At 50.3% G+C, this 21067-nt stretch carries 21 protein-coding genes and 2 other annotated features (1 of these 23 cut by a window edge); of the genes, 1 reads left to right on the top strand and 20 read right to left on the bottom strand.

Features of this window, described 5'->3' with window-relative positions:
* Window positions 1-377 precede the first annotated feature (377 nt).
* Entirely contained in the window at window positions 378-1034 is a 657-nt protein-coding gene (locus G5B42_RS09630) for a hypothetical protein (protein ID WP_181340263.1), read from the top strand.
* Between the two features lie 258 nt (window positions 1035-1292).
* Here G5B42_RS09630 and G5B42_RS09635 read toward each other — a convergent pair whose 3' ends face one another.
* The 20 genes from G5B42_RS09635 to rplU all read right to left on the bottom strand — a co-directional run bounded on the left by G5B42_RS09635 (window position 1293) and on the right by rplU (window position 21041).
* A complete protein-coding gene (locus G5B42_RS09635) occupies window positions 1293-1511 on the bottom strand; it encodes an aspartyl-phosphate phosphatase Spo0E family protein (RefSeq protein WP_181340264.1) in 219 nt (72 codons plus the stop codon).
* Between the two features lie 405 nt (window positions 1512-1916).
* A complete protein-coding gene (locus G5B42_RS09640) occupies window positions 1917-4061 on the bottom strand; it encodes an ATP-dependent DNA helicase (RefSeq protein WP_181340265.1) in 2145 nt (714 codons plus the stop codon).
* Entirely contained in the window at window positions 4058-4909 is an 852-nt protein-coding gene (locus G5B42_RS09645) for a deoxyribonuclease IV (RefSeq protein ID WP_181340266.1), read from the bottom strand. The genes G5B42_RS09640 and G5B42_RS09645 overlap by 4 nt, the downstream gene beginning before the upstream one ends.
* A complete protein-coding gene (locus G5B42_RS09650; RefSeq protein WP_181340267.1) occupies window positions 4910-5767 on the bottom strand; it encodes a hypothetical protein in 858 nt (285 codons plus the stop codon).
* A gap of 89 nt (window positions 5768-5856) precedes the next feature.
* Entirely contained in the window at window positions 5857-6537 is a 681-nt protein-coding gene (locus G5B42_RS09655; protein WP_181340268.1) for a glycosyltransferase family 2 protein, read from the bottom strand.
* Between the two features lie 6 nt (window positions 6538-6543).
* Window positions 6544-7452: a copper transporter gene (locus G5B42_RS09660; RefSeq protein WP_181340269.1), complete on the bottom strand. Its 909-nt coding sequence runs from the start codon at window positions 7450-7452 to the stop codon at window positions 6544-6546.
* Window positions 7453-7464: 12 nt separating this feature from the next.
* Window positions 7465-8586 (bottom strand): putative cytokinetic ring protein SteA, encoded by a 1122-nt coding sequence (gene steA / locus G5B42_RS09665; RefSeq protein ID WP_181340270.1) that lies wholly within the window; start codon window positions 8584-8586, stop codon window positions 7465-7467.
* Between the two features lie 7 nt (window positions 8587-8593).
* Entirely contained in the window at window positions 8594-9460 is an 867-nt protein-coding gene (gene spo0A, locus G5B42_RS09670; protein ID WP_331274102.1) for a sporulation transcription factor Spo0A, read from the bottom strand.
* Window positions 9457-10803: a SpoIVB peptidase gene (gene spoIVB, locus G5B42_RS09675; RefSeq protein WP_181340272.1), complete on the bottom strand. Its 1347-nt coding sequence runs from the start codon at window positions 10801-10803 to the stop codon at window positions 9457-9459. The genes spo0A and spoIVB overlap by 4 nt, the downstream gene beginning before the upstream one ends.
* A gap of 137 nt (window positions 10804-10940) precedes the next feature.
* Window positions 10941-13394 (bottom strand): leucine--tRNA ligase, encoded by a 2454-nt coding sequence (gene leuS / locus G5B42_RS09680; RefSeq protein WP_181340273.1) that lies wholly within the window; start codon window positions 13392-13394, stop codon window positions 10941-10943.
* A 42-nt stretch (window positions 13395-13436) separates the two neighbouring features.
* Window positions 13437-13640: a binding site (T-box leader), on the bottom strand.
* Window positions 13641-13778: 138 nt separating this feature from the next.
* Window positions 13779-14126 (bottom strand): ribosome silencing factor, encoded by a 348-nt coding sequence (gene rsfS, locus G5B42_RS09685; protein ID WP_181340274.1) that lies wholly within the window; start codon window positions 14124-14126, stop codon window positions 13779-13781.
* A gap of 40 nt (window positions 14127-14166) precedes the next feature.
* Entirely contained in the window at window positions 14167-14754 is a 588-nt protein-coding gene (yqeK, locus tag G5B42_RS09690) for a bis(5'-nucleosyl)-tetraphosphatase (symmetrical) YqeK (RefSeq protein WP_231133440.1), read from the bottom strand.
* Between the two features lie 133 nt (window positions 14755-14887).
* Window positions 14888-15145: an RNA recognition motif domain-containing protein gene (locus tag G5B42_RS09695; protein WP_181340276.1), complete on the bottom strand. Its 258-nt coding sequence runs from the start codon at window positions 15143-15145 to the stop codon at window positions 14888-14890.
* A 153-nt stretch (window positions 15146-15298) separates the two neighbouring features.
* Window positions 15299-15904: a nicotinate (nicotinamide) nucleotide adenylyltransferase gene (nadD, locus tag G5B42_RS09700; RefSeq protein WP_181340277.1), complete on the bottom strand. Its 606-nt coding sequence runs from the start codon at window positions 15902-15904 to the stop codon at window positions 15299-15301.
* The gene (locus G5B42_RS09705; protein WP_181340278.1) at window positions 15901-17151 is read right to left on the bottom strand and encodes a glutamate-5-semialdehyde dehydrogenase; all 1251 of its coding nucleotides are present in this window, start codon (window positions 17149-17151) and stop codon (window positions 15901-15903) included. The genes nadD and G5B42_RS09705 overlap by 4 nt, the downstream gene beginning before the upstream one ends.
* Before the next feature lie 13 nt (window positions 17152-17164).
* Window positions 17165-18295 carry a glutamate 5-kinase gene (gene proB / locus G5B42_RS09710; protein WP_231133465.1) on the bottom strand — a complete coding sequence of 377 codons (1131 nt, stop codon included), beginning with the start codon at window positions 18293-18295 and terminating at the stop codon, window positions 17165-17167.
* Between the two features lie 382 nt (window positions 18296-18677).
* On the bottom strand, window positions 18678-19949 hold the full coding sequence (gene obgE / locus G5B42_RS09715) for a GTPase ObgE (protein WP_181340280.1): 1272 nt from the start codon (window positions 19947-19949) through the stop codon (window positions 18678-18680).
* A gap of 153 nt (window positions 19950-20102) precedes the next feature.
* Window positions 20103-20393, bottom strand: a complete 291-nt coding sequence (gene rpmA / locus G5B42_RS09720) for a 50S ribosomal protein L27 (protein ID WP_181340281.1) — start codon at window positions 20391-20393, stop codon at window positions 20103-20105.
* Window positions 20383-20733, bottom strand: coding sequence for a ribosomal-processing cysteine protease Prp (locus G5B42_RS09725; RefSeq protein WP_181340282.1), 351 nt, complete (start codon window positions 20731-20733; stop codon window positions 20383-20385). Before G5B42_RS09725 ends, rpmA begins: the two co-directional genes overlap by 11 nt.
* Window positions 20733-21041 (bottom strand): 50S ribosomal protein L21, encoded by a 309-nt coding sequence (gene rplU, locus G5B42_RS09730; protein WP_181340283.1) that lies wholly within the window; start codon window positions 21039-21041, stop codon window positions 20733-20735. Before rplU ends, G5B42_RS09725 begins: the two co-directional genes overlap by 1 nt.
* A gap of 9 nt (window positions 21042-21050) precedes the next feature.
* Window positions 21051-21067 (bottom strand) — a sequence feature (ribosomal protein L21 leader region) (it continues 56 nt past the right edge of the window).

A 21067-nucleotide genomic window follows, 5' to 3' on the forward strand; every position in this document is an offset into this window, starting at 1 on the left:
TTTTTACCGAACTATGGAATTTTAGACTGCCATTCTCGGTATTCTTATACTACCACAAACAAAGATGCTATTATTAAAATAAAAACGAAAGGAATCATCAAACCAAACAATTCGAATTAAGAAGGTTGATTAATGGATACTCTCTTTCTCTTCTTACCATTGTTCATTACTTATTTGTTGCTGACTGATCTGAAGTCACCCGCTAATGCATGGGCGGGCTTAACTTTGTCTTTGGCCGCTGTAGGCGGGGTCTATTCAGTCGCTGAACATTTCCACGCGGGTATTATGGAAAAGTTCGTTAATCCAGACCAGTACGATATACCCTCTAACCTGGAAATCAAAATTTTTCTGTTAGTGGTTTTGACGAGAACGGAAAAATGCAGACCGACCATATCTTTACCGGAACAACTGGCCAAGCTGAAATGCGCCGTACTTTACCGGATTACCTCGTCGGCAAAGTGCGCAAGTTTGCAGCAGTGATCTATCTAAAAGAATCTTCTTTTACGCTAAACGGAAAAACACAGGAAGACGTACAAGCGGCGATTTTAAAAGGGGAAATTCTGTACGGTCAGACCGAAGGAGAACACGCGTTATCCAATGGTATCCATGTTGATGATTTTGAATTTCACGGCCCGATTCCTAATGGTGTGATCAAGTTTGAAATGCCAACTAAATGTGTCACAGGTACCCCGATTCCCAGCGGGAAAACTGTAAAATTCTATGCTATAGTTGATACAACAAAGTTACCGCTTGAGGCCGACTATGTATTCAAGGGAACCACCGGCCGTAATCTTATTGAATGCGAATTACCCGGTAAGTATATCGGCAAAGAGTATTTTTTCTTCGCAGTAATCATCCTCGAAGGGGACTTTGATCTTGAAGGAAAATATCCGAAAGACCTAGAGGAGCCTTTAAACAATAACCAAATTATGTTTGGACAGGCTAAGGAAGAAGGTGATGGTGAAGAAAGGCCTAACATTCTATATAAATTGGAAGATGGTCTTGTGGTTCGCGGTTTCGAATTTATCGATTAATTAATTCTCCCACGGGAAGTTAATAGTACCTCTGAATCTTTACCTGCTATCCATACTAAATCGCCTGGTCTAAAAATCTGAAGAGATAAGAGATCCTCCTTTCGTCACGAAGGAGGATCTCTTGTTAGTTCTTCAACTTTCCTCCCTGCTTTGTCTTGTTCCGGTTATATTTGTCCTAACATTAGCTTCTTTACCCGGGCTTCCTTTGGAAAAAGAATGACTCCTCCTACAACATCTAGTTGATTTCTAGATTATCTTTTAGTTTGTTTTTGCTATAAATTGAATTTCCGTGGCCTCACGCTGAAAAATCTCTCTTTCAAAAAACAAAGGGGAATTCATTAAATGGTATTTGTAAATCAAATGATCAAGATTTTCGCTAAGTTTTAGAACTTCATCAGTAATGCCCTGCTCCCGGTAACAAAGATATAGCTCCTGCTTTTTTTGGTTAATAAGTCTTCGCAACTCAAGCAAAGTCATCGATTTCTCTCCTTCCTAACATTTGATAGTAATATTTAATTATCCAAATAGTACATTTCGTTCTTTTAACGATAAAAATAATTAATGGGAAATATTACATTTTTATTATCGTTTTCTCACACTAATTTCGCAATGAGGTCTTCTGCCTATTTTTGGCTAGTTGTAAACCCTTACATTGGCAGCCCGGTGAATTTTCAGAATTACCTTAAGCCTGCAAACCCTTTTTTTATTCGGTATAAAAATTAAAAAAAAACATAAGGATTTTTCCCCATTTTATCTAGGGGTTAGTCCCTATTCGAAACAATATTATTCTTGTAATGTAAACAAATATAAAGCGCTCTCCTTTCAATCATTAAGGATAAAAAAAGCCCTCTTAAGGGGCTGTTGTTTTTTGTATGCGACCCTTTAGCTAAGCCACTTTTCGATCAGGAGTGGCAGTTCGCTCCGGGGCGCGGTCACGATTTTACCACCGGGGATTGAGCCGAGAAAAACCTGGCCGTACCATTTGGTCATGATTCTTTGGTCAAGGATGACCACAACTCCCCGGTCGGATTTGGTCCGGATTAACCGGCCAAAACCCTGTTTGAACTTGATTACCGCTTCCGGCAAGCTTAAATGCAAAAAGGGGTCTTTTCCCGCCTTGGTCAAAGCCTCCCACTTGGCTTGAAAGAGCGGTTCGGTTGGCACCCGGAAGGGTAACCGCATAATGACCACGTTTGATAGCTGCGGCCCCGGGATATCCACCCCTTCCCAGAAACTGTCCATACCCATCAATACGGCCTGGTCAGTTGTCTGAAATTTTTTTAACAAGCGGTGGCGGGGTTCTTCCCCCTGCCGGAAAAGATGATACCCGGCTCCGGTTAAAACGGGCATAATCCGGGTATAAACCGCGTCCATCTGACGCCGGTTGGTAAACAATAACAGGCTGCGGCCACCGGCCGCCTGGATGAGAGCGGGCAGGAGACCGGTAATGGTTGGCAGATATTCGGGCTGGTCGGGACCGGGAATATCTTCACCCGTCAGGACGAGGACATTGTTTTCATAGTCAAATGGGGAGTCATAAGCGGCTTCTTGGCAACCGGGTTTTGGTAACAAATCCAAACCCAGTTGTTCCTTGATGTAACCGAAATCGCCCTCCACCGTTAAAGTGGCGGAGGTAAGGACCGCTCCTTCCACTTGGGAAAAGAGCTGGTGGTACAGGAGGTTTCCCAAATTTAAAGGAACGCGGTTTAAGCTAAAATGGTTGTTTTCACCGCCACGGTCAGCGCGGAGGTTCAACCAAGAAACATAACACTCATCACTGCCATCGAGAAGCATGGGCAAGAGGGTGGCGATTTGGGTAAAAAACTGACCCGTTTCCGCCAAAAAATAAAAGTCCTCCCGGAAGTTTTCTTCCTCCGCCAACTCATCAACAAAACGGGACAGTTGCCCGGTCCACTTATCAAGCTCTTCTTGCAGACGGTAAACTTGGTTTTGTAAAGCCGGTTCAAGCAATAAATTGGCCGTAAAGCGTTTTTTGTTCTCTTCTTCTTCCGGGGAAAAAGCGGATGTCAGGCCGATAACCTGCCCTAAAGTCGGGAAAAAAGCGTTAAAATAGTTTTGTAGATTAAGCAGGCCGGGAATCAAGTCATGCTCCAAGACCCCGATTAACCTTTGCAGTAAAGCTAAATCCCGAACGTTTCCGGTGAGCCTTTGCCGTAAGGAAGGGAGCCATCCGTACCCCCACTTCCCCTCCCGGTGCAGTAACCGGTGGCAAAAATGGTTAACCTCTTTTTGGTCGAGGCGGGCGCCCAAATGTTCAGCCGCCACTTCCGGCAAGTGGTGCGCTTCATCAAAGATCACCAGCCGGTAGGGGGGTAAAACCAACCCGTCGGCGGAAAAATCACCCGGTTGGCGCAGGGCAAGGTCGGTAAAGAATAAATGGTGGTTAACGATCACCAGCTGGGCGGAGAAGGCTTTTTTCCGAGCCATGAGCCAAAAACACTGTTCCTGAAAGGGGCAGTGTTTTCGCAAACAGGTGGCCGACTCCGATGTTATTTTTTCTTTCAAAGCGGAACTCAAAGCATAACCCAGTTGTTCAACACAACCAATCCCGTTGGTCGCAGCACGGTAGACCCGTTCAAACTGGCTCTTTAGCCCGTCCGGTAAAACATCGTGGTTATGTTGGAAGTATTGTAATTTCCGCCAACATAAATAATTGCTCCGGCCCAGGAGGACGGTGGCTTGCAATGGCAAGTTTAGTGTTTTGTTTAAGAACGGAATCTCTTTTTCGATCAGTTGTTGTTGGAGGTTGATCGTATGGGTGGAGACAATCACCGGACCTTTGTCGTTGTTGTTTTCCTGAAAAGCAAGATAAACAGGATAAAGGTAGGCTAAGGATTTCCCGGTCCCGGTCCCGGCTTCAATTAAAGCATAACCACCCTCCCGGCAGATGGTCCAGACTAGGGCGGACATCTCTTGTTGAGCCGGGCGGTATTCAAAGGCGGGCCACTGAGTGGCAAAAAGCCCGTTCTTACCTAGGGCCTGGTGGGGCGCAAATTCCTGGTTCATCCTGCACCCCCTGCGGCCAAACGGCGGACAACCGCCAAATTCTTAAGATCATCCTCCGGTTTCGTTTGCGGGGTCTCCAGAATGCCGGTTAACGCAGACAGCCTCGGATCGGTCAGGAAAAGACCAAAACCTTCCAAGCCGATGCGGCCTTCTCCGATGTGGGTATGCCGGTCCAAATGGGACCCCAGTTCGCCCAGCGCGTCGTTGAGATGGAGAAGATGAAGCGTTTCCAGGCCGACGGCGGTTTCCACCTCCGCCAGTAAACGGTCAATCCCCGCCTTCGTGCGCAGGTCATAACCGGCGGCAAAGGCATGACACGTATCAAGACAAAGACCGGTACGGTCCGGCATGTTGATCGCTTTTAAGATGGCGGCCAGTTGCGAAAGATCACCACCAACTTCGGTTCCGGCCCCCGCCTGGTTCTCCAGGAGAAAACGGGTCCGCCCGGGGACAAGAGTGAGAATCTTTTCCACGCCCCGTACCACTTTGTCCAAGGCATTCTCCATGCTTTGCTTACCGGCTTTACCCGGGTGGACCACAAAATAGTCGGCATCAATGGCGACCGCCCGCTGGTACTCTTCGGCAATGGCACTGATTGATTTTATGTAAAGTTCATCCTCTTCGGCCGCGGGGTTCGGTAAATAAGACAAATGAACAACCACTGGGCCTAAACCGTATTCTTGCACCTTTTGGCGAAAGGCCTCCACGTCCTGCGCGAGCAGGGGTTTTTTTTGCCACCCCCGGGGATTTCCGCTGAAGATTTGAAAAGCATCACAGCCTAAATCTTTGGCTTCCTGCACCGCAGCCGCCAGACCTTTTCCAATGGAAACATGCACCCCAAAACGCATTCAATCCCGCCCCATCTCATCCAAGAATTTTAGAAACCGATTTTTTTCAATAAATTTGGTGAAAGAAATCTTTTCGGCTAAGAGTTGCAAAAAGATAAAAAGCACCAAGGTTAAACCGGTAAAAACTGGGTCGCCGTCCAAAACCACAAGGCCGCCAAGAATCCCTCCTAAAAAATTGGCTCCCGTATCGCCAAGCATAGCCCGGCCTTTTAGATCGGAGGGTAAGTAGGCGGCCACTCCGCCCAGTACCGGCGCCCCCAAAAATAACGTGGAATTAAGTCCTTTTTCCAAATACGATTTTACCATTAAAAGGACCATAGCGGCCAGAAAAACTTTAGCAGCCCGTCCTGGCCGCAAGTCAAAAAGGTTCACGATATTGGGTGCCAGCGCCGCCACCAGGACGGAGGGGAATACCATCCACCAGCTTCCACCGGTGGTCAACCAGACGCCAATCCCGAAAACAAGGCTAAAAGCAAAGCCAAAAATCGCTTTTAAACCACCGGAAGTTAGTTCTCCCTCATATAGTGCTTTTAGATGTTGACGAAAGCCCTTTTCGGCATCGTTTTTCAAAAGGTCGTCCGCCAAACCAAGAAGGCCAAAACCGGTGGTCAAAAAAAGAAAGGCAAAAAACGCCCCCCGGTTTATCCCCGGTGCGGGTCCATAAAAAAGTTCCAACCCCAGTTGAACCAGGAAGAGCAGGGGCAGGGTTAAAGGAAAGACCAAACCCAAAGCGGCCGGAATGGGCTCGCGCCGGTAATTTTCCTTTATAATCCCCTGTTTGCATAGGAGCCGGGCAAGGTGTGGCAGACTAACTTTTACGGCAAGAAAGCCAAGGATCATTGGGAAGATTAGACGCATCGCGTTCACCTGAGCGTATCGTGGAATTTATCGCAACTATACCATGTAATTTGGGATATTGGGCCAATTTTCTAGGAAAAAATTGAGGACTAATACTGAAGAAGCCGCCGCCCAACCGCCAGGCAGATGTGGAGAAACTGCCGTCCCCGGTGAAGAAAACCCGCCAAATTCCGTCGGGTTTTCCGGTGGGCCATCGCCACCGGTACTTCCTTAATGACCAGGCCCTGCCGGGCCAGGTCGATGATCATCGCCACTTCCACACCAAAACCTTCCGCGAATTTTCCACCCAAAGCCTTAAGCGCTTTTTGGTTCAAAGCCCGTTGTCCGGAAAGCGGTGCGGACAGGGTTAAACCGGTAAACCGGCGGATGACTTTGCGGGCAAAATAAAGGACAAAGCCGAATCCACTCTTTTTGGACCCGGCAGGAAAACGGCCGATGGCGAGATCGGCTTTTCCTTGCGTGACCATTGCCAGGAGTTTCCTCCCTTCCTGGGCTGTCGCGCCAAGGTCGGCATCCAATAACAGCAAATATTCGCCACTGGCCGCCGTCAGGCCCAGGTTTAAGGCGCCCCCTTTCCCCCGGTTTTTCTGGGACCGGATTACGGTAGCACCGGCTTTTTCCGCTTCGTGCCCCGTCTGGTCCGTAGAACCGTCATCGATCACAATAATCTGGGTGACACCCGGAATCTTTTGGCTGGCCCGGACCGTCTCAGCAATCTTTGCTTCCTCATTGAAGGCCGGAATCAGGACAGAGGCCGTAAATTCCGTCACGACGGTTCACCTTCCTTCCCCGTTCCGGGCGCTCCGGGTAAGGAACGTTTTCGGGAGCAGACTCCGGGCGGTGTTTTTAACCCCGTAATGGCCGTTTTCACCCGCCGCCAGGGCTAATACCAAAGCAACCTGTCCCGGAAGGGTGTCAATATTGTCAATCGTGACCAGCCCGGCATTTTTATAGCGGGAAATATATGACTTTAACGCCGCCAACGGTTCAACGCCAACCACGGTTACCCCTTTTTCTTTGGCGGCTTTCGCCAGAACTAGATCAAGCTGGTCAACCCGGTCCGCTTTCTCCTCATAGCTACCACCGAGCAAAATAAGGGTATCAACAGGACCGGCCGCTACTTGGTTCAGCTGGATTAAACTGTTTGCTTGTAGCGAAGTCAAGACAGCGCCTTCCTGGCCTAATACTACTTCGGTGATAAAAGCGCTCAAAACCTGGTTGAACCAGGAATCATCTTCCCGAACACCCAAATGGGCCGCCAACGCCTGGTGGGCGGTGGGCGAAGGGGGCCAGAGGCTAAAATCAATATGACGGCGGACTTGAGCGCCCGCCAGCTCCAAGATGGTGATTAGGTCCTCCTTCAAGGTATTCGGTACGGTATGGTTGGTTTTGACGATGCCAATCGAACGGTCGGTAAGCAGTCCGTTGACCATAAGAGGCAGGACCTCCCGGTTGAATTGCCGGAGGACCTCCAGTTCAACCTCCCGGTCAGCCAGTCCGGCCTGCAATGCCTTTTTTTCCGCTCTTAATTGGTCGAATTCCCGTTCTAAATTTAGAATTAGTTGCTCCTGCCTTCTTCCCATGGCGTCGTTGTTCATTAATGCGCCACCAATGACAATCCCAATGCCGAGGGCGAGAAAGATTGCCGCCAAAGAGGAAATATAATACCTGAAGTCCAGTGGCATGGTGACCCGCTCCTATATCTTCAGTAGCAAGCGCAGTTTAAGCCAGAGGAGACGAAGCCAGTCCCAAAAAAACTTATTTAAGGATAAAACCAGAATAAAGGGGATAAAAGCAGCCAAGCAGATCATAAAGATCTGCCCGCCTTTGATCCTGCTATGGTATAATTTACTGACGCCCCTGGCGTCGACCAGAATTGAACCTACCTTTAGTCTAACCAGAAATGTGCTGGCCATTCCCGGGCGGCCCTTTTCCAGAAAGTCAATCATGTTGGAATGGGTTCCCACCGCCACGATTAGATCGGCCCCTTTTTCGTAGGCCAAAATCAGCGCCAGATCCTCGCTGGTCCCCGGGGCCGGGAAGGTCACCGCCTCCAAATCCAGCTGGCGAATCCGCTTTAAACCGGGGGCACGGCCGTTGGGATAGGCGTGGACAACCAATTCAGCGCCACAACGTAAAGCTTGGTTCGAAACACTATCCATATCCCCGATGATCAGGTGGGGCTTCAGGCCAAACTCGAGTAACGCGTCGGCACCACCATCCACGCCGATTAAAACCGGCTTTTCTTCGCGGACATAGGATAGGATGGTCCGTAAATCTTCCCGGTAGTTTTGGCCTCGGACCACAACCAAAACCTGTTTTTTATAGAGACTGGTCCGGAGCGGAGGCAGTTTTAAATCCCCGAGGAGCAGATCCTTTTCCACCAGAGCATATTCCAGCGTATTTTGGATGAATTTGTCCAATTCGTGGTTAAGATTTTTTTTGGCCTCTTCGATTGCGGCTCGGATCCGTTCCGGAGTAAGAAGAACACCCTCCCCCAACAATTGTGCCTGCCGGTAAATCCGGCCCCCTTTGATCTCAATCTCAGCACATTCGGGGAGGGCGTTGAAACAGTCGGGGCCGACCGCATCCAGGATGGGAATTCCCGCTTCCACCAAAAGCATCGGCCCCAAATTAGGGTACCGTCCCGTAATGGAGGGACTGGCGTTGATGACCATTTTGACATCGGCTTTGATTAGAGATTCGGCCGCAACCTGGTCCAGATCGGGATGATTGATCACGGCAATCTCTCCCGGTTTAAGTTTCTTGACCAAGTCCTTGGTTCGACTGTTTTTTCGTGCTGTTCCCCGAATCTCCAATTTGTCCTTAGCCTCGCAATTTATGATTTAGACGAATTTTGTCGGAAATTTTCGCGATAAAACTGACGTTGGTTGGTTTGCCTTTTTTCTCGTCAACAATCGGCCCCATCAGTTCATGAAGATATTCGATCTCCCCTTTACTCCAAGCCGTTTCGATGGCAAACCGCATCGAACGTTCCACCCGGTTTGGCGTGGAATTGTACTCTTCGGCAATTCGTGGGTATAGTTTTTTGGTCACTTCATTGATCAGGGCCGGTTCTTTCACGCATAGCAGGATCGCCTTCCGCAAATAGGTGTAGCCTTTAAAGTGGGGTGGAATCTTGAGTTTTTGTAGGATTTCGGTGACTTCCCGTTCCGTTTGGGCTTCCTGTCTCGCCAAGGGGGAAACGTAATTATATTCGGACTGCGGCTGGACACCGCAGACCTCCCGGATCCTTTGGACGAGGATTTGCAGGTCGAAAGGTTTAACGATAAAATAGTCGGCCCCAAGTTCTACTGCTTTGCGGGTGATCTCCTCGTGGCCAAAAGCGGAAAGAATAATGATCTTAGGTTTATTATTCATCTTTTTAACTCGTTCAAGTACTGCAATTCCATCTAATTTTGGCATAATCATATCGAGAATTAAAAGATCCAGTAAGCTGGTTCTTATAATTTCCAAGGCTTCTAATCCGTCATTGGCAACGGCAGTTACGGTGAGATCAGGATAGGATTCAAGATAATCACGCAAAACTTGGCAAAACTCCAGATTATCTTCGGCAATACCTATTTTTATCTTCCCTGATACACTCAAATTATGCCCGCCTCCGTTCGTAACTCTTTGCTTATAAAAATTCGTTAAATAAAGAGTAATTCCTCCAAAAATCTCTGTTATCAAGATGCCAAATCACGCGCAGGAGTAAACTTTCCCACCAGGCTTTCTTCCATTTGTAGCATCCATTCGGCGAAGACGGCGTAACCACGGGTTGGATCGTTGACAAAAACATGGGTAATGGCCCCCACCAATCTGCCGTTTTGGATAATTGGGCTGCCGCTCATTCCCTGGATAATTCCGCCGGTCCGGCTCAGCAATTCCGGATCGGTTACCTTAATGACCATGCCTTTGTCCCGGAGACTGGTTTGGTGGTATACCTTTTGTATTTCAATGGTAAAGCGGCGAATTTCGTTCCCCTTCACAACCGTCAGCATTTCCGCGGGACCGGGCTGTACCTGCGAGATGGTGGAAACGGGAATGGGCCTGGGATACCATGGGTTAATGAGTCCCTGCCGGAGAGTCCCAAAAATTCCGATCGAGGTATTTCCGACAATATCCCCAATGATGTCGCTATTCCCGGAAAAAACGCCAATCTTCTCCCCGGGTTCGCCGCGGTTGCCCTGGTTAATCCCGGTAATGCGGGCCGCCACAATCTTCCCATGGGCCAAAGGCAGTTCCTGATTGCTAAAGCCGACAATTTTGTGGCCCAAAGCGCCATAATAATTGGTTTTCGGGTTGTAGTAGGTTAAAGTACCGACCCCGGCCGCCGGGTCTTCCACATAAAGACCAAGGTAATAACGGGCGGTTCCGTCCTGCCGGTTGGTGCGTTTGACCGGTTTAATCGTAAGCTGGAGGGACTGTTCCCCCCGGAGAACCGTTAATCTAAGCGGCATACCCTTGGCCGCTTCCTGCTGTATAATGCGGTCCACCTCATGGATACGGTGGACAACCTGTCCGTTAATGGCAACAAGCAGATCTCCGACCTTGACCCCGGCCTCCGCGGCCGGATAAAACTCCTTTCCCGTGTCATCACGGACCGGAAGATGCCCAGTGACGATGACGCCTTCTTTGGCAACCAAAACGCCGATGGCATGTCCGCCCGGGATCACTTCCGGCATTTTTTCCACAACTAGGTTAACCCGGCGGATCGGAATGCCGAACAAGCGAAACTCCAGGGTCCCGGTGCCTTCACGTTCCGAACGGACCATCACCTGTGAACAGGTTCCACTTTGTCCTTTGGCCAGTTCCTTGCGGCCATTGGCACCAATAATCCCGTCAAGGCGGTTGGCTTCCAAATAAATACTGAAGGGTTTTTTTAAGGATAATTGAAAGTTCTGTCCAGGGACAATCCGTAGTTGACTGGGGAAAAGTTGAACCTGGATCGCTTGGGGTAAAATAAGCAGGAGACCGATTCCAAAGAGTAGAGCAACGCCTAGGGTAAAAGGTCGTCGGTAACGGGGTGGCATCATATCTTCCTCCAATAAAACCGCAGCTATAAGGTGTATTCACTGATAAAATCCCCGTTAAGATCGGCCTTTATACGAAGAAAAAACAAGGGAGTTTGGAAAGAGAGCATAGGCGCCTAACGCCTATGCTCTTAGTTTCAAACGACGATGTTTAAAAGACGTCCCGGAACGTATATGGTCTTCCGCGGAGTTTTGCCGCCGAGCGCCGCTTGAATCCCCGCAAGGGCTAAAGCCTGCTCTTTCACCTCTTCTTCCGGCGCATCGACTGCGATGACCAAACGCTCTTTAATCTTTCCGTTGATCTGGATGACGATTTCCACCTGTTTTTCTAAGACCAGTGCTTCATCCCACTGAGGCCAGGGTTGGTCGTGTACCGAGTAGTCGCCGCCCAAACGTGACCAGAGCTCCTCGGCCAGATGGGGTGCGGCCGGGGCCAAGAGCAGAGTAAAGGTTTTTGCTGCTTCTTGCCAACTTTCCGTTTCCCACAAAGCCGGTTTGACCTTCGAAAGGAGGTTGGAGAATTCCATTAAAGCGGCAATATAGGTGTTAAAGGCAAAGTCTTTCAGGTCCAACGTTGCCCGTTTAATCGTCTGGTGCAGTTTCCTTTGTAAAGTCTCAACCATTTCCGGTGTTGGATTTACCTTCTCCTCCACCGGGAATAGCAACAGTTCCCAAACCCGGTTCAAGAAGCGGTAGCTTCCTTCAATGCCTTTGCTGTCCCAGGGGCCGCCCATTTCCCAGCGCCACCCGAACATGAGGTAAACCCGGACTGTATCCGTCCCGTAGGTGTTAACCAGATCATCGGGCGCCACCACATTCCCCCGGGATTTACTCATCTTCTCACTGTCTTCACCAAGGATGATCCCCTGGTTTCTTAGAACGAGCATTGGTTCGTCGAAGTCAACCAGGCCAAGGTCGCGCATGGCTTTGGTGAAGAAACGGGTGTAGATCAGATGCATACAAGCGTGCTCGACGCCGCCGGTGTACAGGTCAACCGGGAGCCAGTAATCCGCTTCCGCCCGGTCAAAGGGAATGGGCCCTTCATAATAAGGACTGAGATAAGCATATTGGTACCAGGAAGAACAGATAAAGGTATCCATCGTGTCCGTTTCCCGGCGGGCCGGACCCCCACAGCGGGGACATTCGGTATGCAGGAAACCCGCATGGTGTTTCAGCGGTGATTCGCCCGTTGGTAAGAACTCGGCATCTTCCGGTAAGAGAACAGGCAGGTCTTTCTCGGGAACTGGAACGGTGCCGCATTTATCGCAGTAGACGATGGGAATGGGGGTCCCCCAGTACCGCTGGCGGCTGATCAGCCAGTCCCGTAAACGGTAATTGACGGCTCGACGGCCCAGTCCTTTTTCCTCAAGCCAGGCAATGACCCGCGCTTTCCCTTCCTGCGCCGGTACGCCGGTGAAGGGGCCGGAATTGACCATCTTACCATTTTCGACCTCGGTGTAAGGGGCGGTCAAGGGTTCGGGCAACCCCTCGTCGGGTGAGATGACTACCTTAATTGGGAGATTATATTTCCGGGCAAAGGCATAGTCCCGCTCGTCATGGGCGGGAACCGCCATGATCGCCCCCGTACCATAGCCCATCATGACGTAATCGGCAATCCAAATCGGAATTTTTTCACCGTTCACCGGGTTGACCGCATAACTTCCAGTGAAAACACCGGTTTTTTCCTTATCAACGGCCAGGCGTTCAATCTCACTTTGGCGGCTGGCCGCATATTGATAAGCTTTAACTTGCTCTTTATACTCCTCCGTGGTGAGCTTATCCACCAAGGGATGTTCCGGGGCCAGCACCATAAAGGTGACTCCCCATAAAGTATCCGGCCGGGTGGTAAAGACCGTCAGTTTTTCCTGGTTCGGCAATTCAAAGTCAACCTCGGCCCCTTCACTCTTGCCGATCCAGTTCTTCTGCATGGAGACAACCCGTTCCGGCCAGTCGATCTTGGAAAAGTCCAGCAATTCCTCGGCATAGTCGGTAATTTTCAGGAACCACTGGTCCAGTTCTTTTTTCACCACAGGTGTCTCACACCGTTCGCAATGGCGGTCTTCGCCCCAAACTTGTTCCCGCGCCAAAGTGGTATTACAGGTCGGACAAAAGTCTACCGGGGCCATCTTTTTGTAAGCCAAACCCCGTTCATAAAGCTTCAGGAAAAGCCATTGGCTCCATTTATAGTAACCCGGTAAACAGGTAATCACTTCCCGTTGCCAGTCAAAGATGGCGCCCATCGACTTTAATTGTTCCCGCATCCGTTCAATATTGTTCATGGTCCATTTTTGCGGGTGCACGTTCCGCTTGATGGCAGCATTCTCGGCCGGAAGACCGAATGCGTCAAAGCCGATCGGGAACAAGACATTATAACCGTTCATCCGTTTAAAACGGGCCTGGGCATCGGAAGGAACCATGGCATACCAGTGACCGATATGCAGATCACCACTGGGATAAGGCAGCATGGTCAAGGCATAAAATTTCGGTTTATCCTTCCTGATTACCGAACGGTAAAGGCCCGATTCTTCCCACTTTTGCCGCCAAAAAGGTTCAATTTTGCGCGGCTGATAACGGTCGTATTTTGTCGTCATCAAAATCCCTCCAATAAAATTTAGACCCCTGGTCATTTTCTGACCAGGGGCGAACAACAGTCGCGGTACCACCCTGTTTCGGCATTCCTCCGGAATGCCCTCTTGTCCATTAACCCTGGAACAGGTCAGGAATTTTCATTCCTGAACTTCCGGGGTGAGTTCGGTCCGATCCCGGGTCCGGTTTGCACCACCCACCGGCTCTCTAAGCCCTTAATCCAACCTACTACTCCCCTTCATCAGTTCTCATCTTTTAAGTCTTTAACCGTTGCCGAGAATAAGAAACACTGGTTTTTATCTTCGATTGAGGCAATCTTTTAAAAGAAAAGTTTACCTTATTTGGGATTGGTAAACCTTATAAAAGTATAAATCAGAGCGGTTTAAATGTCAAGCGATGGTCGGAGTTAATCTTTTTGCACCGTACCAAAGCTCCTCCAGGCGGTAAAAATCGCGTTCGTCCTGGCCTAAGAGATGAATAACCAAAAAGCCGTAATCCAGCAGGATCCACCGGGCATCTTGATCCCCTTCCCGGCGGAAAGGGGTTAAACCTAAATCACCAAGCTTTTCAAGGAGATGATCGGCCAAGGCCTTAAGGTGATTAGGATTACGGCCGGTCGTGATTAAAAAATAATCGGTCACCACCGTTAACTCCCGCAAGTCCAATATGACGGGATTTTCCCCCTTCTGATCGATCACTGCCGTATAGGCAGCAGATAAGACCTTGTCAAAATCCATTCATCCTAAACCTCCGACCATAATTTCCTTCCGTGTTTATTTACTCCTCGCCGGATTCATTCAGCAAAAGCATGTTCCGGGCTTCCAGCGTCAATGGATGCAACAGGAAACCGGCATCCAAAATATATCTAATCTTCTGAGTATAAATGTACTTTAAAGCCGCTAGGCGGTTTCGAAAGGCCAGTTCCCGCGCAACTTGGGCGGCAAAAAACTGACGGGCCGGCTCGGCAAAGTCGGCGATGATCGTTAATTCGCCTACAATCCCCAGCTTTGGCGCGCCGGTGACATGGTAGGCCACCGCTTCAAGCACCGGCTCGGCGGTGATCGCCCACTCGCGTTTTAAAAGCTCGGCGCCAACCTGTCCGTGAAGTAAAACGGGGGCCTTTTTGTCCAGGGGCAAGATGGGAATCTGGTAAGAACTAGCCAAGGCGAGCATTTCCGGACCGTCTTTTTCGCGGGCGACATCATGCATTAAAGCCGCCACCGCCACCGGCTCCTCCGGAATTTGGTAATGGCGGGCCAGTTCCCGGGCAAAATTCATTACCCTTAATGAATGTTGAAAACGGGGCGGGGAAAGCGTCTGACTTAATTTGCGGCTGAGCGTTTCAAGGTTCATATAGACCCCCATTAAGCTTAAGATTAATTATAGTATATTAAATCTTTTTCCACAAAGCTACGCATTTCCCTGCCGCTAAAACGACAAAAGGCTGGTTGAAACCGGCTCTTTACATTTTAAGCAAGAAGGGGTGCCTGGCACCCCCTCAGCTTGTGGTATTTAGTGGCCGCGCTTCGTTGACAATGATCTCCCGCCCGCCTAATTCTTTGCCATTCATCATGGCAATTACTTGTTCGGCTTGGTCCTCCGGCACCTCAACAAAGCCAAAGCCTTTCGAGCGTCCGGTTGCCCGGTCTATAATTACCCTACTGGCCAATACCTCTGTCGCGTTGGAAAAAAAAGCGGCCAAATCCTCGTCCGTAGTGGCCCAGGGCAAATTGCCGACATACAGGGTTTTACTCACCAGCTTCACCTCGTTTCCGGCCATGAATCACAGGTTCTTTGCAGGCCCGAAATTATTTTGCCCGCCAGGGCAAATATTATTGAAACTAAGGTAAAGTACTGTTTTCAAATTCGCATACAGAAGTTGAAAAGGTTGAAGCGGTGATATTGTTATTTAAGTGTAGAGCTTATTGGCTAAAATATACTTTAGCACCTGGGGTTCCAGCCAATAACGGACAGATTTCCCGAGCCGCAGACGTTCCCGGATGGCGCTGGACGAAATCGCCACCTCCGGATTATGGAAAAAAACGATCCCTTTACTCTGGGCGGACGGTGCACGGAAGGCCTCAAGGGCCGGGGGTACTTGGGCCGGAAAACCAGGGCGGACACCCACGGCCAAGGTCGCCAAAGTAAAAAGCTGCTCGAAACGGTGCCAACCGGTTAAGGTATTCAGGGAATCTTGTCCCATCAATAAAAACAGCGCATGGTCGGGGTAGGCCTGGCGAAAGAAGTTCAGGGTATCAACGGTATACGAAGGCGGTTTGCGTTTTAGCTCCACTTCCGAAAGGGTAAAACCGGGGTTTTCCCTGATGGCCAGTTTGATCAGTTCTACACGGTCGGCATCATTGATATAAGGGCGGTGCTTTTTCAATGGCGATTGGGCCGCCGGAACAAAGATTACTTGCTCTAAAGCCAACTCTTCCCGGGCCGTTTCCGCCAGGAGAAGATGGCCAAGGTGGATGGGGTCAAAACTTCCCCCGTAAATACCTATGGCTTTCATTGGCGAATTTGTCCGTCCCCATAAATAATATATTTGGTGGTCGTCAGGGCGCTCAACCCCATCGGCCCGCGGGCATGCAACTTTTGGGTGGAAATTCCCAGTTCGGCCCCCAAACCGAACTCATAACCGTCGGTAAAGCGCGTGGAAGCATTAACGTAAACCGCAGCGGCATCCACTACTTGCAGGAATTTCCGGGCGGTTGCGTAGTCGGTAGTAATGATACACTCCGAATGACCGCTTCCGTACTTGGCAATATGGTCAACGGCGGCCGCAAAATCGGGGACCACTTTTACGGCCAGGATCAAATCCAGGTATTCGGTGGCCCAGTCTTCCTCTGTCGCCGCGGTCGCCCAGGGGAGATGGAGAAGGGTTTGCGGACAACCCCGGATCTCGGTCCCCGCCCGGCGGAGTTCCTCCCCGCACCGGGGAAGAAAAGCAGCGGCGATCGCCTGGTGGACCAGCAGGGTTTCCAGGGCGTTACAGACGGAAGGGCGTTGAGTTTTCGCGTTCACCACAATCTTGATCGCCTGTTCCAAATCGGCACTGGCATCCACATAGGTATGGCAGACCCCGACCCCGGTTTCAATGACGGGGACGAGGGCGTTGCTGACGACGGTTTTAATCAGGCCCGCCCCACCCCGGGGGACAAGCACATCCACATACTCGCGCATTTTCATCAAAGCCACCGCCGCCTCCCGTTCCGGGGAAGCAAGCAGCTGGACCGCATCTTCCGGAACCGTCGTCTTCCGCAAGGATTCCCGGATGACCTCGACCAGGACTTGGTTGGTCTGGAGCGCTTCCGAGCCGCCGCGGAGAATCACCGCATTCCCTGTCTTTAGGCATAGAGCGGCAGCGTCCACGGTGACGTTGGGCCGGGCTTCGTAAATAATGGCCACCACCCCCAAAGGGACACGCAGAAGACCGATCTCAAGCCCGTTGGGACGGCGCCACATTTTTTCCACGGTACCGACCGGATCCTCCAACCGGACCACTTCCCGTAACCCTTCCACCATCGCTTTGATCCGGTCCGGGTTGAGCATCAACCGCTCGACTAAACTGGCCTTTAAGCCATCAGCTTTGGCCTTTGCCACTTCCGCCTGGTTTACGGCCAGGATCCGCTCCTGGTTGGCCAGCAATCCGTCGGCGATTCTGAGCAGGGCTTCGTTTTTGGCGGTACTATCCAGATTGGCCAAGGTCGCAGCGACCTTCTTTGCCTTTTGCCCTAAAACAGTTACCTCGGTCGACAACGGCTTTCCCCCCTCATTCAAAACAAACCAGATTATTCCGGTGGATCACTTCTTCAAAGGTTTTGTAGCCCAGCACTTTTGGCAATTGGGCGGTATTTGCCCCTTTGATCTTTTCAATCTCTTCCGTGCTGAAATTACTTAAACCCCGGGCAATCTCCTGTTCTTGCGGATCCAAGACCCGGATCAAGTCGCCCACGCCGAACTTGCCTTTGACGGCGATCACCCCGGAAGGCAGCAAACTTTTCTTCCGTTCCAGTAAGGCGGTAACGGCACCTTCGTCAATGACGACGGCCCCCTGCGGTTGTCCCGCGAAGGCAATCCATCTTTCCCGTTGAACCAGAGTATCGTCATTGGGCAAAAACAGGGTCCCAATCTCCTCCCCGGCGACAATCCGGCTTAAAACACTGTCTTCTTCCGCGGAGGCGAGTACCATCGTGATGCCCGAGCGGGTGGCGATCCGGGCCGCTTCCAGTTTGGTGATCATCCCGCCGGTTCCCCTACTCGTCCCGGCCTCTCCCGCCGACGACCAGATGGAGGGGGAGATCTCTTTCACGACCGGGATCAAGTTCGCTGTTTGGTCTTTCCGGGGATCGCTGGTGTATAAACCACCGATGTCGGAAAGAAGGATCAACAGATCGGCCCCGATCAAACCGGCAACCAAGGCGGCCAGGGTATCATTGTCACCAAACCTCAGCTGCAGTTCTTCCGTGGCGACGGTATCATTCTCATTAATAATCGGCAAAGCCTTATACTCATTGAGGAGCATCATCAGCGTATTCCTGGCATTTAAATAACGGCGCCGGTCCCCCATATCATCCCTGGTCAGAAGGATCTGAGCGGTAACGATCCCGTATTCCAGAAAAAATTTGTTGTAAACCTGCATCAAAAAACCTTGTCCCACCGCGGCCACGGCTTGCCGTTCCGGAATCGTCCGCGGTTTGCTGGTAAGCCCGAGTTCGCCAACACCCGCCCCCACCGCGCCGGAAGAAACAAGCACCACTTTTTTTCCGGAATTATGTAAGTCCGCGATCTGGCGGACAAGGCGTTCCATATTTTTCAGGTTCAGACGACCGGTCGCATAAGTTAGACTACTGGTCCCCACTTTCACCACAATCGTTTGGGCTTCTTTCAGCCGACTTCGCAACTCTGCCAAGGCAAGGAAAACCCCCATTTCCAGTTTATAATAGATCTAGATCTTTTTAATTATACTACAAATTTCGGGTTTTCCCCAGATTAAAATAAAAAAGACACTGGGACACAGTGTCTGATCGCAAATATAAAAATATATTAATTAACTATTAATTAACTAATTTTCTGATCTTCCCGTTCTTTCCGTTGGCGGCGGCGGTGTGATTCGTAGCTCGGGTCCCCTTTTTTCCACCGGGTTTCGCGCGCACGGACGATCGTTTTTTCACGGATGACAAATTCGTTTTGCGATGGGCAGAAATAAAGGTCCGTGTCTTCCTTACAGTTCCCGCAACTCAAGCAGGACATAACCATATAACCTCCCAAAAAGCCAAAATAAACTAGTAGTCCTCCGGTTCAAAGACAAATTCTAAGTCACCAATGCGAACCAGATCACCCTCCTTTACTCCTGCATCTTCAAGCGCCGAAATAATGCCCCAACGCTTCAAGTATTGATCAAGGCGGAGTAAAGCCTCATTCTGTTCCAGGTTAAAGCGCATGAGTCTTTTTATTAAGGCTTCGCTGTTTATCCGGTAAACACCATCCCCGTCTCGGGTAATGGAAAACTCCGGTGGACCGCTTAGGGGAACTGTAGCGAACGGTTCCGGTTCAACCGGCAACTTACCAACTTTCGGTAAAGTTTCGAGTTTCTTTTTAATACGGTATAAGACTGGCCGGAGGTTTTCGCCGGTTACCGCGGAGATAAAGTCAACTTCATATCCGAAGCTGGCGATTTTTTCTTTAAACTCCTCTTTCTGCGCAGAAGCAGCCGGGAGATCGATCTTGGTCCCCAAAACAAGCTGAGGTTTTTGGGCCAAGGCCTGATTATAACTGGCCAGTTCATGATTGATCTCAAGAAAGGCGTCCCAAGGGGCCGGCGCCGAAAGGTCAACCAAGTGGACCAGGAGGCGGGTGCGCTCCACATGCTTTAAGAACTCAATCCCCAAACCAACTCCCTGGTGGGCTCCTTTAATCAGACCGGGTAAATCAGCAACAACAAAACTATCATCATCCAAATCAACGACGCCCAAGACCGGATTGAGGGTGGTAAACGGATAGGACGCCACTTTCGGACGGGCCGCCGAGATTGCCGATAGAAAAGTGGATTTACCGGCATTCGGATAACCAATCAAACCGACATCGGCCAGGACTTTCAGTTCCAAAACCAGAACCGCTTCTTCTCCCGGTTCCCCCCGTTCGGCAAAACGGGGTGTCTGGTGCGAAGCACCAGTGAAGCGGGCGTTTCCCCGACCGCCGCGTCCTCCTTTGGCCACCAAACACCGTTCTTTATGCTCGGTCAAGTCGGCAATGAGACGGTTTTCTTTACGGACAAGCGTCCCCACGGGCACTTTAATCACCAAATCGGCACCTTTTTTACCAAAACGGTTACTACCCCTGCCGTTCTGTCCGGCCTCTGCCTTGTACAGTTTCTTATAGCGGAGGTGACTAAGGGTGTTGTAACCCTCATCGGCTTCAAGGTAGACACTGCCCCCATCGCCCCCGTCACCGCCGTCGGGACCGCCAAAAGGCACATATTTTTCCCGCCGGAAACTGACGACACCGTCCCCGCCTTTACCCGCCACCACTTTAATTGAGACTTCATCAATGAACATCCAGAATCCCCTTTAGCTTGAAACCATGCTTAACACATATTATTCTACCGCAATTATTGATAATCCTTTCAGTGGAAGACCACGGGCCCAAGAATTTCACGATTAATTAGTGGCAATTTAGAGTCAAAAAAACCGCCCAACGGCGGTTTTTTGTTAGGCGGTAATGACCGGCTCGGCATAAACGCTTACTTTTTTATCCCTTTTCCCTTTGCGTTCAAAAGCAACATAGCCATCAATCAACGCAAAAAGGGTATCATCCTTGCCAATTCCTACGTTGTTACCGGGGTGGAATTTGGTTCCCCGTTGACGGACGAGGATATTACCCGCCAAGACATATTGACCGGCAAACTTTTTCACCCCTAGACGCTTCGCCTCGCTATCCCGACCGTTCCGGGTGCTCCCCACGCCCTTCTTTTGGGCGAAGAATTGAAGATTAAAGTTCATCGTTTTGCACCTCCTTAACGGATACTTGCACGTATTTCCGGTATTCCTGCGCAATCTGTTGTAAACCCAGATACATCAGGTTTAAAATCAAATCGGCCTGCTCCAGTTTCTTTTCTTCGACGGCACCTGCGATCCGGCAATTAAACAGTCCACCCTTTTGTTCTTGCTCAATTTGCAATTCCAACCCAACCAGCTTCTGCAAACCGAGGACAGCGGTTTGTACTAAGGTTGAAACCCCGGCACAAACGATATCCTGCCCCGCCGGAGCATAACCGGTATGACCTTTTGCCTTAAAGCCGACGAAGCGCGTGCCCGCACGCAAGAACTGAACTGAAGTCATTAGCCTTCAATGGCAACAACCCGTAAACGGGTAAACGGTTGACGGTGGCCATACCTTTTCCGAATGTTCTTCTTCGGTTTGTACCGGAAGACCAGGATTTTCCGGGCTTTATCCTGTTGAACAATCTTGGCCTTTACTTTTGCCCCTTCCACATAGGGGGTACCCACTTTGGTTTCTTCGCCCCCAATGAGCAAGACCCGGTCAAGCACGACTTCCGAACCGACGTCACCCGGCAACTTCTCGACGGTAAACTCGTCCCCAGGTTGAACCCGGTATTGTTTCCCGCCCGTTTCAACAATCGCGTACATAATTATGCACCTCCCGTTTAGACTCG

Origin of the sequence: Capillibacterium thermochitinicola, assembly GCF_013664685.1 — a bacterium.
Lineage (GTDB): Bacteria > Bacillota > UBA4882 > UBA10575 > UBA10575 > Capillibacterium > Capillibacterium thermochitinicola.

What these genes read in the sequence shown, in the direction of transcription:
- G5B42_RS09630 (WP_181340263.1), top strand. Translation starts at nt 378, where the DNA reads ATGCAGACCGACCATATCTTTACCGGAACAACTGGCCAAGCTGAAATG.
- G5B42_RS09635 (WP_181340264.1), bottom strand. Translation starts at nt 1,511, where the DNA reads ATGACTTTGCTTGAGTTGCGAAGACTTATTAACCAAAAAAAGCAGGAG.
- G5B42_RS09640 (WP_181340265.1), bottom strand. Translation starts at nt 4,061, where the DNA reads ATGAACCAGGAATTTGCGCCCCACCAGGCCCTAGGTAAGAACGGGCTT.
- G5B42_RS09645 (WP_181340266.1), bottom strand. Translation starts at nt 4,909, where the DNA reads ATGCGTTTTGGGGTGCATGTTTCCATTGGAAAAGGTCTGGCGGCTGCG.
- G5B42_RS09650 (WP_181340267.1), bottom strand. Translation starts at nt 5,767, where the DNA reads ATGCGTCTAATCTTCCCAATGATCCTTGGCTTTCTTGCCGTAAAAGTT.
- G5B42_RS09660 (WP_181340269.1), bottom strand. Translation starts at nt 7,452, where the DNA reads ATGCCACTGGACTTCAGGTATTATATTTCCTCTTTGGCGGCAATCTTT.
- spoIVB (WP_181340272.1), bottom strand. Translation starts at nt 10,803, where the DNA reads ATGCCACCCCGTTACCGACGACCTTTTACCCTAGGCGTTGCTCTACTC.
- leuS (WP_181340273.1), bottom strand. Translation starts at nt 13,394, where the DNA reads ATGACGACAAAATACGACCGTTATCAGCCGCGCAAAATTGAACCTTTT.
- rsfS (WP_181340274.1), bottom strand. Translation starts at nt 14,126, where the DNA reads ATGGATTTTGACAAGGTCTTATCTGCTGCCTATACGGCAGTGATCGAT.
- yqeK (WP_231133440.1), bottom strand. Translation starts at nt 14,754, where the DNA reads ATGGGGGTCTATATGAACCTTGAAACGCTCAGCCGCAAATTAAGTCAG.
- nadD (WP_181340277.1), bottom strand. Translation starts at nt 15,904, where the DNA reads ATGAAAGCCATAGGTATTTACGGGGGAAGTTTTGACCCCATCCACCTT.
- obgE (WP_181340280.1), bottom strand. Translation starts at nt 19,949, where the DNA reads ATGTTCATTGATGAAGTCTCAATTAAAGTGGTGGCGGGTAAAGGCGGG.
- rpmA (WP_181340281.1), bottom strand. Translation starts at nt 20,393, where the DNA reads ATGAACTTTAATCTTCAATTCTTCGCCCAAAAGAAGGGCGTGGGGAGC.
- G5B42_RS09725 (WP_181340282.1), bottom strand. Translation starts at nt 20,733, where the DNA reads ATGACTTCAGTTCAGTTCTTGCGTGCGGGCACGCGCTTCGTCGGCTTT.
- rplU (WP_181340283.1), bottom strand. Translation starts at nt 21,041, where the DNA reads ATGTACGCGATTGTTGAAACGGGCGGGAAACAATACCGGGTTCAACCT.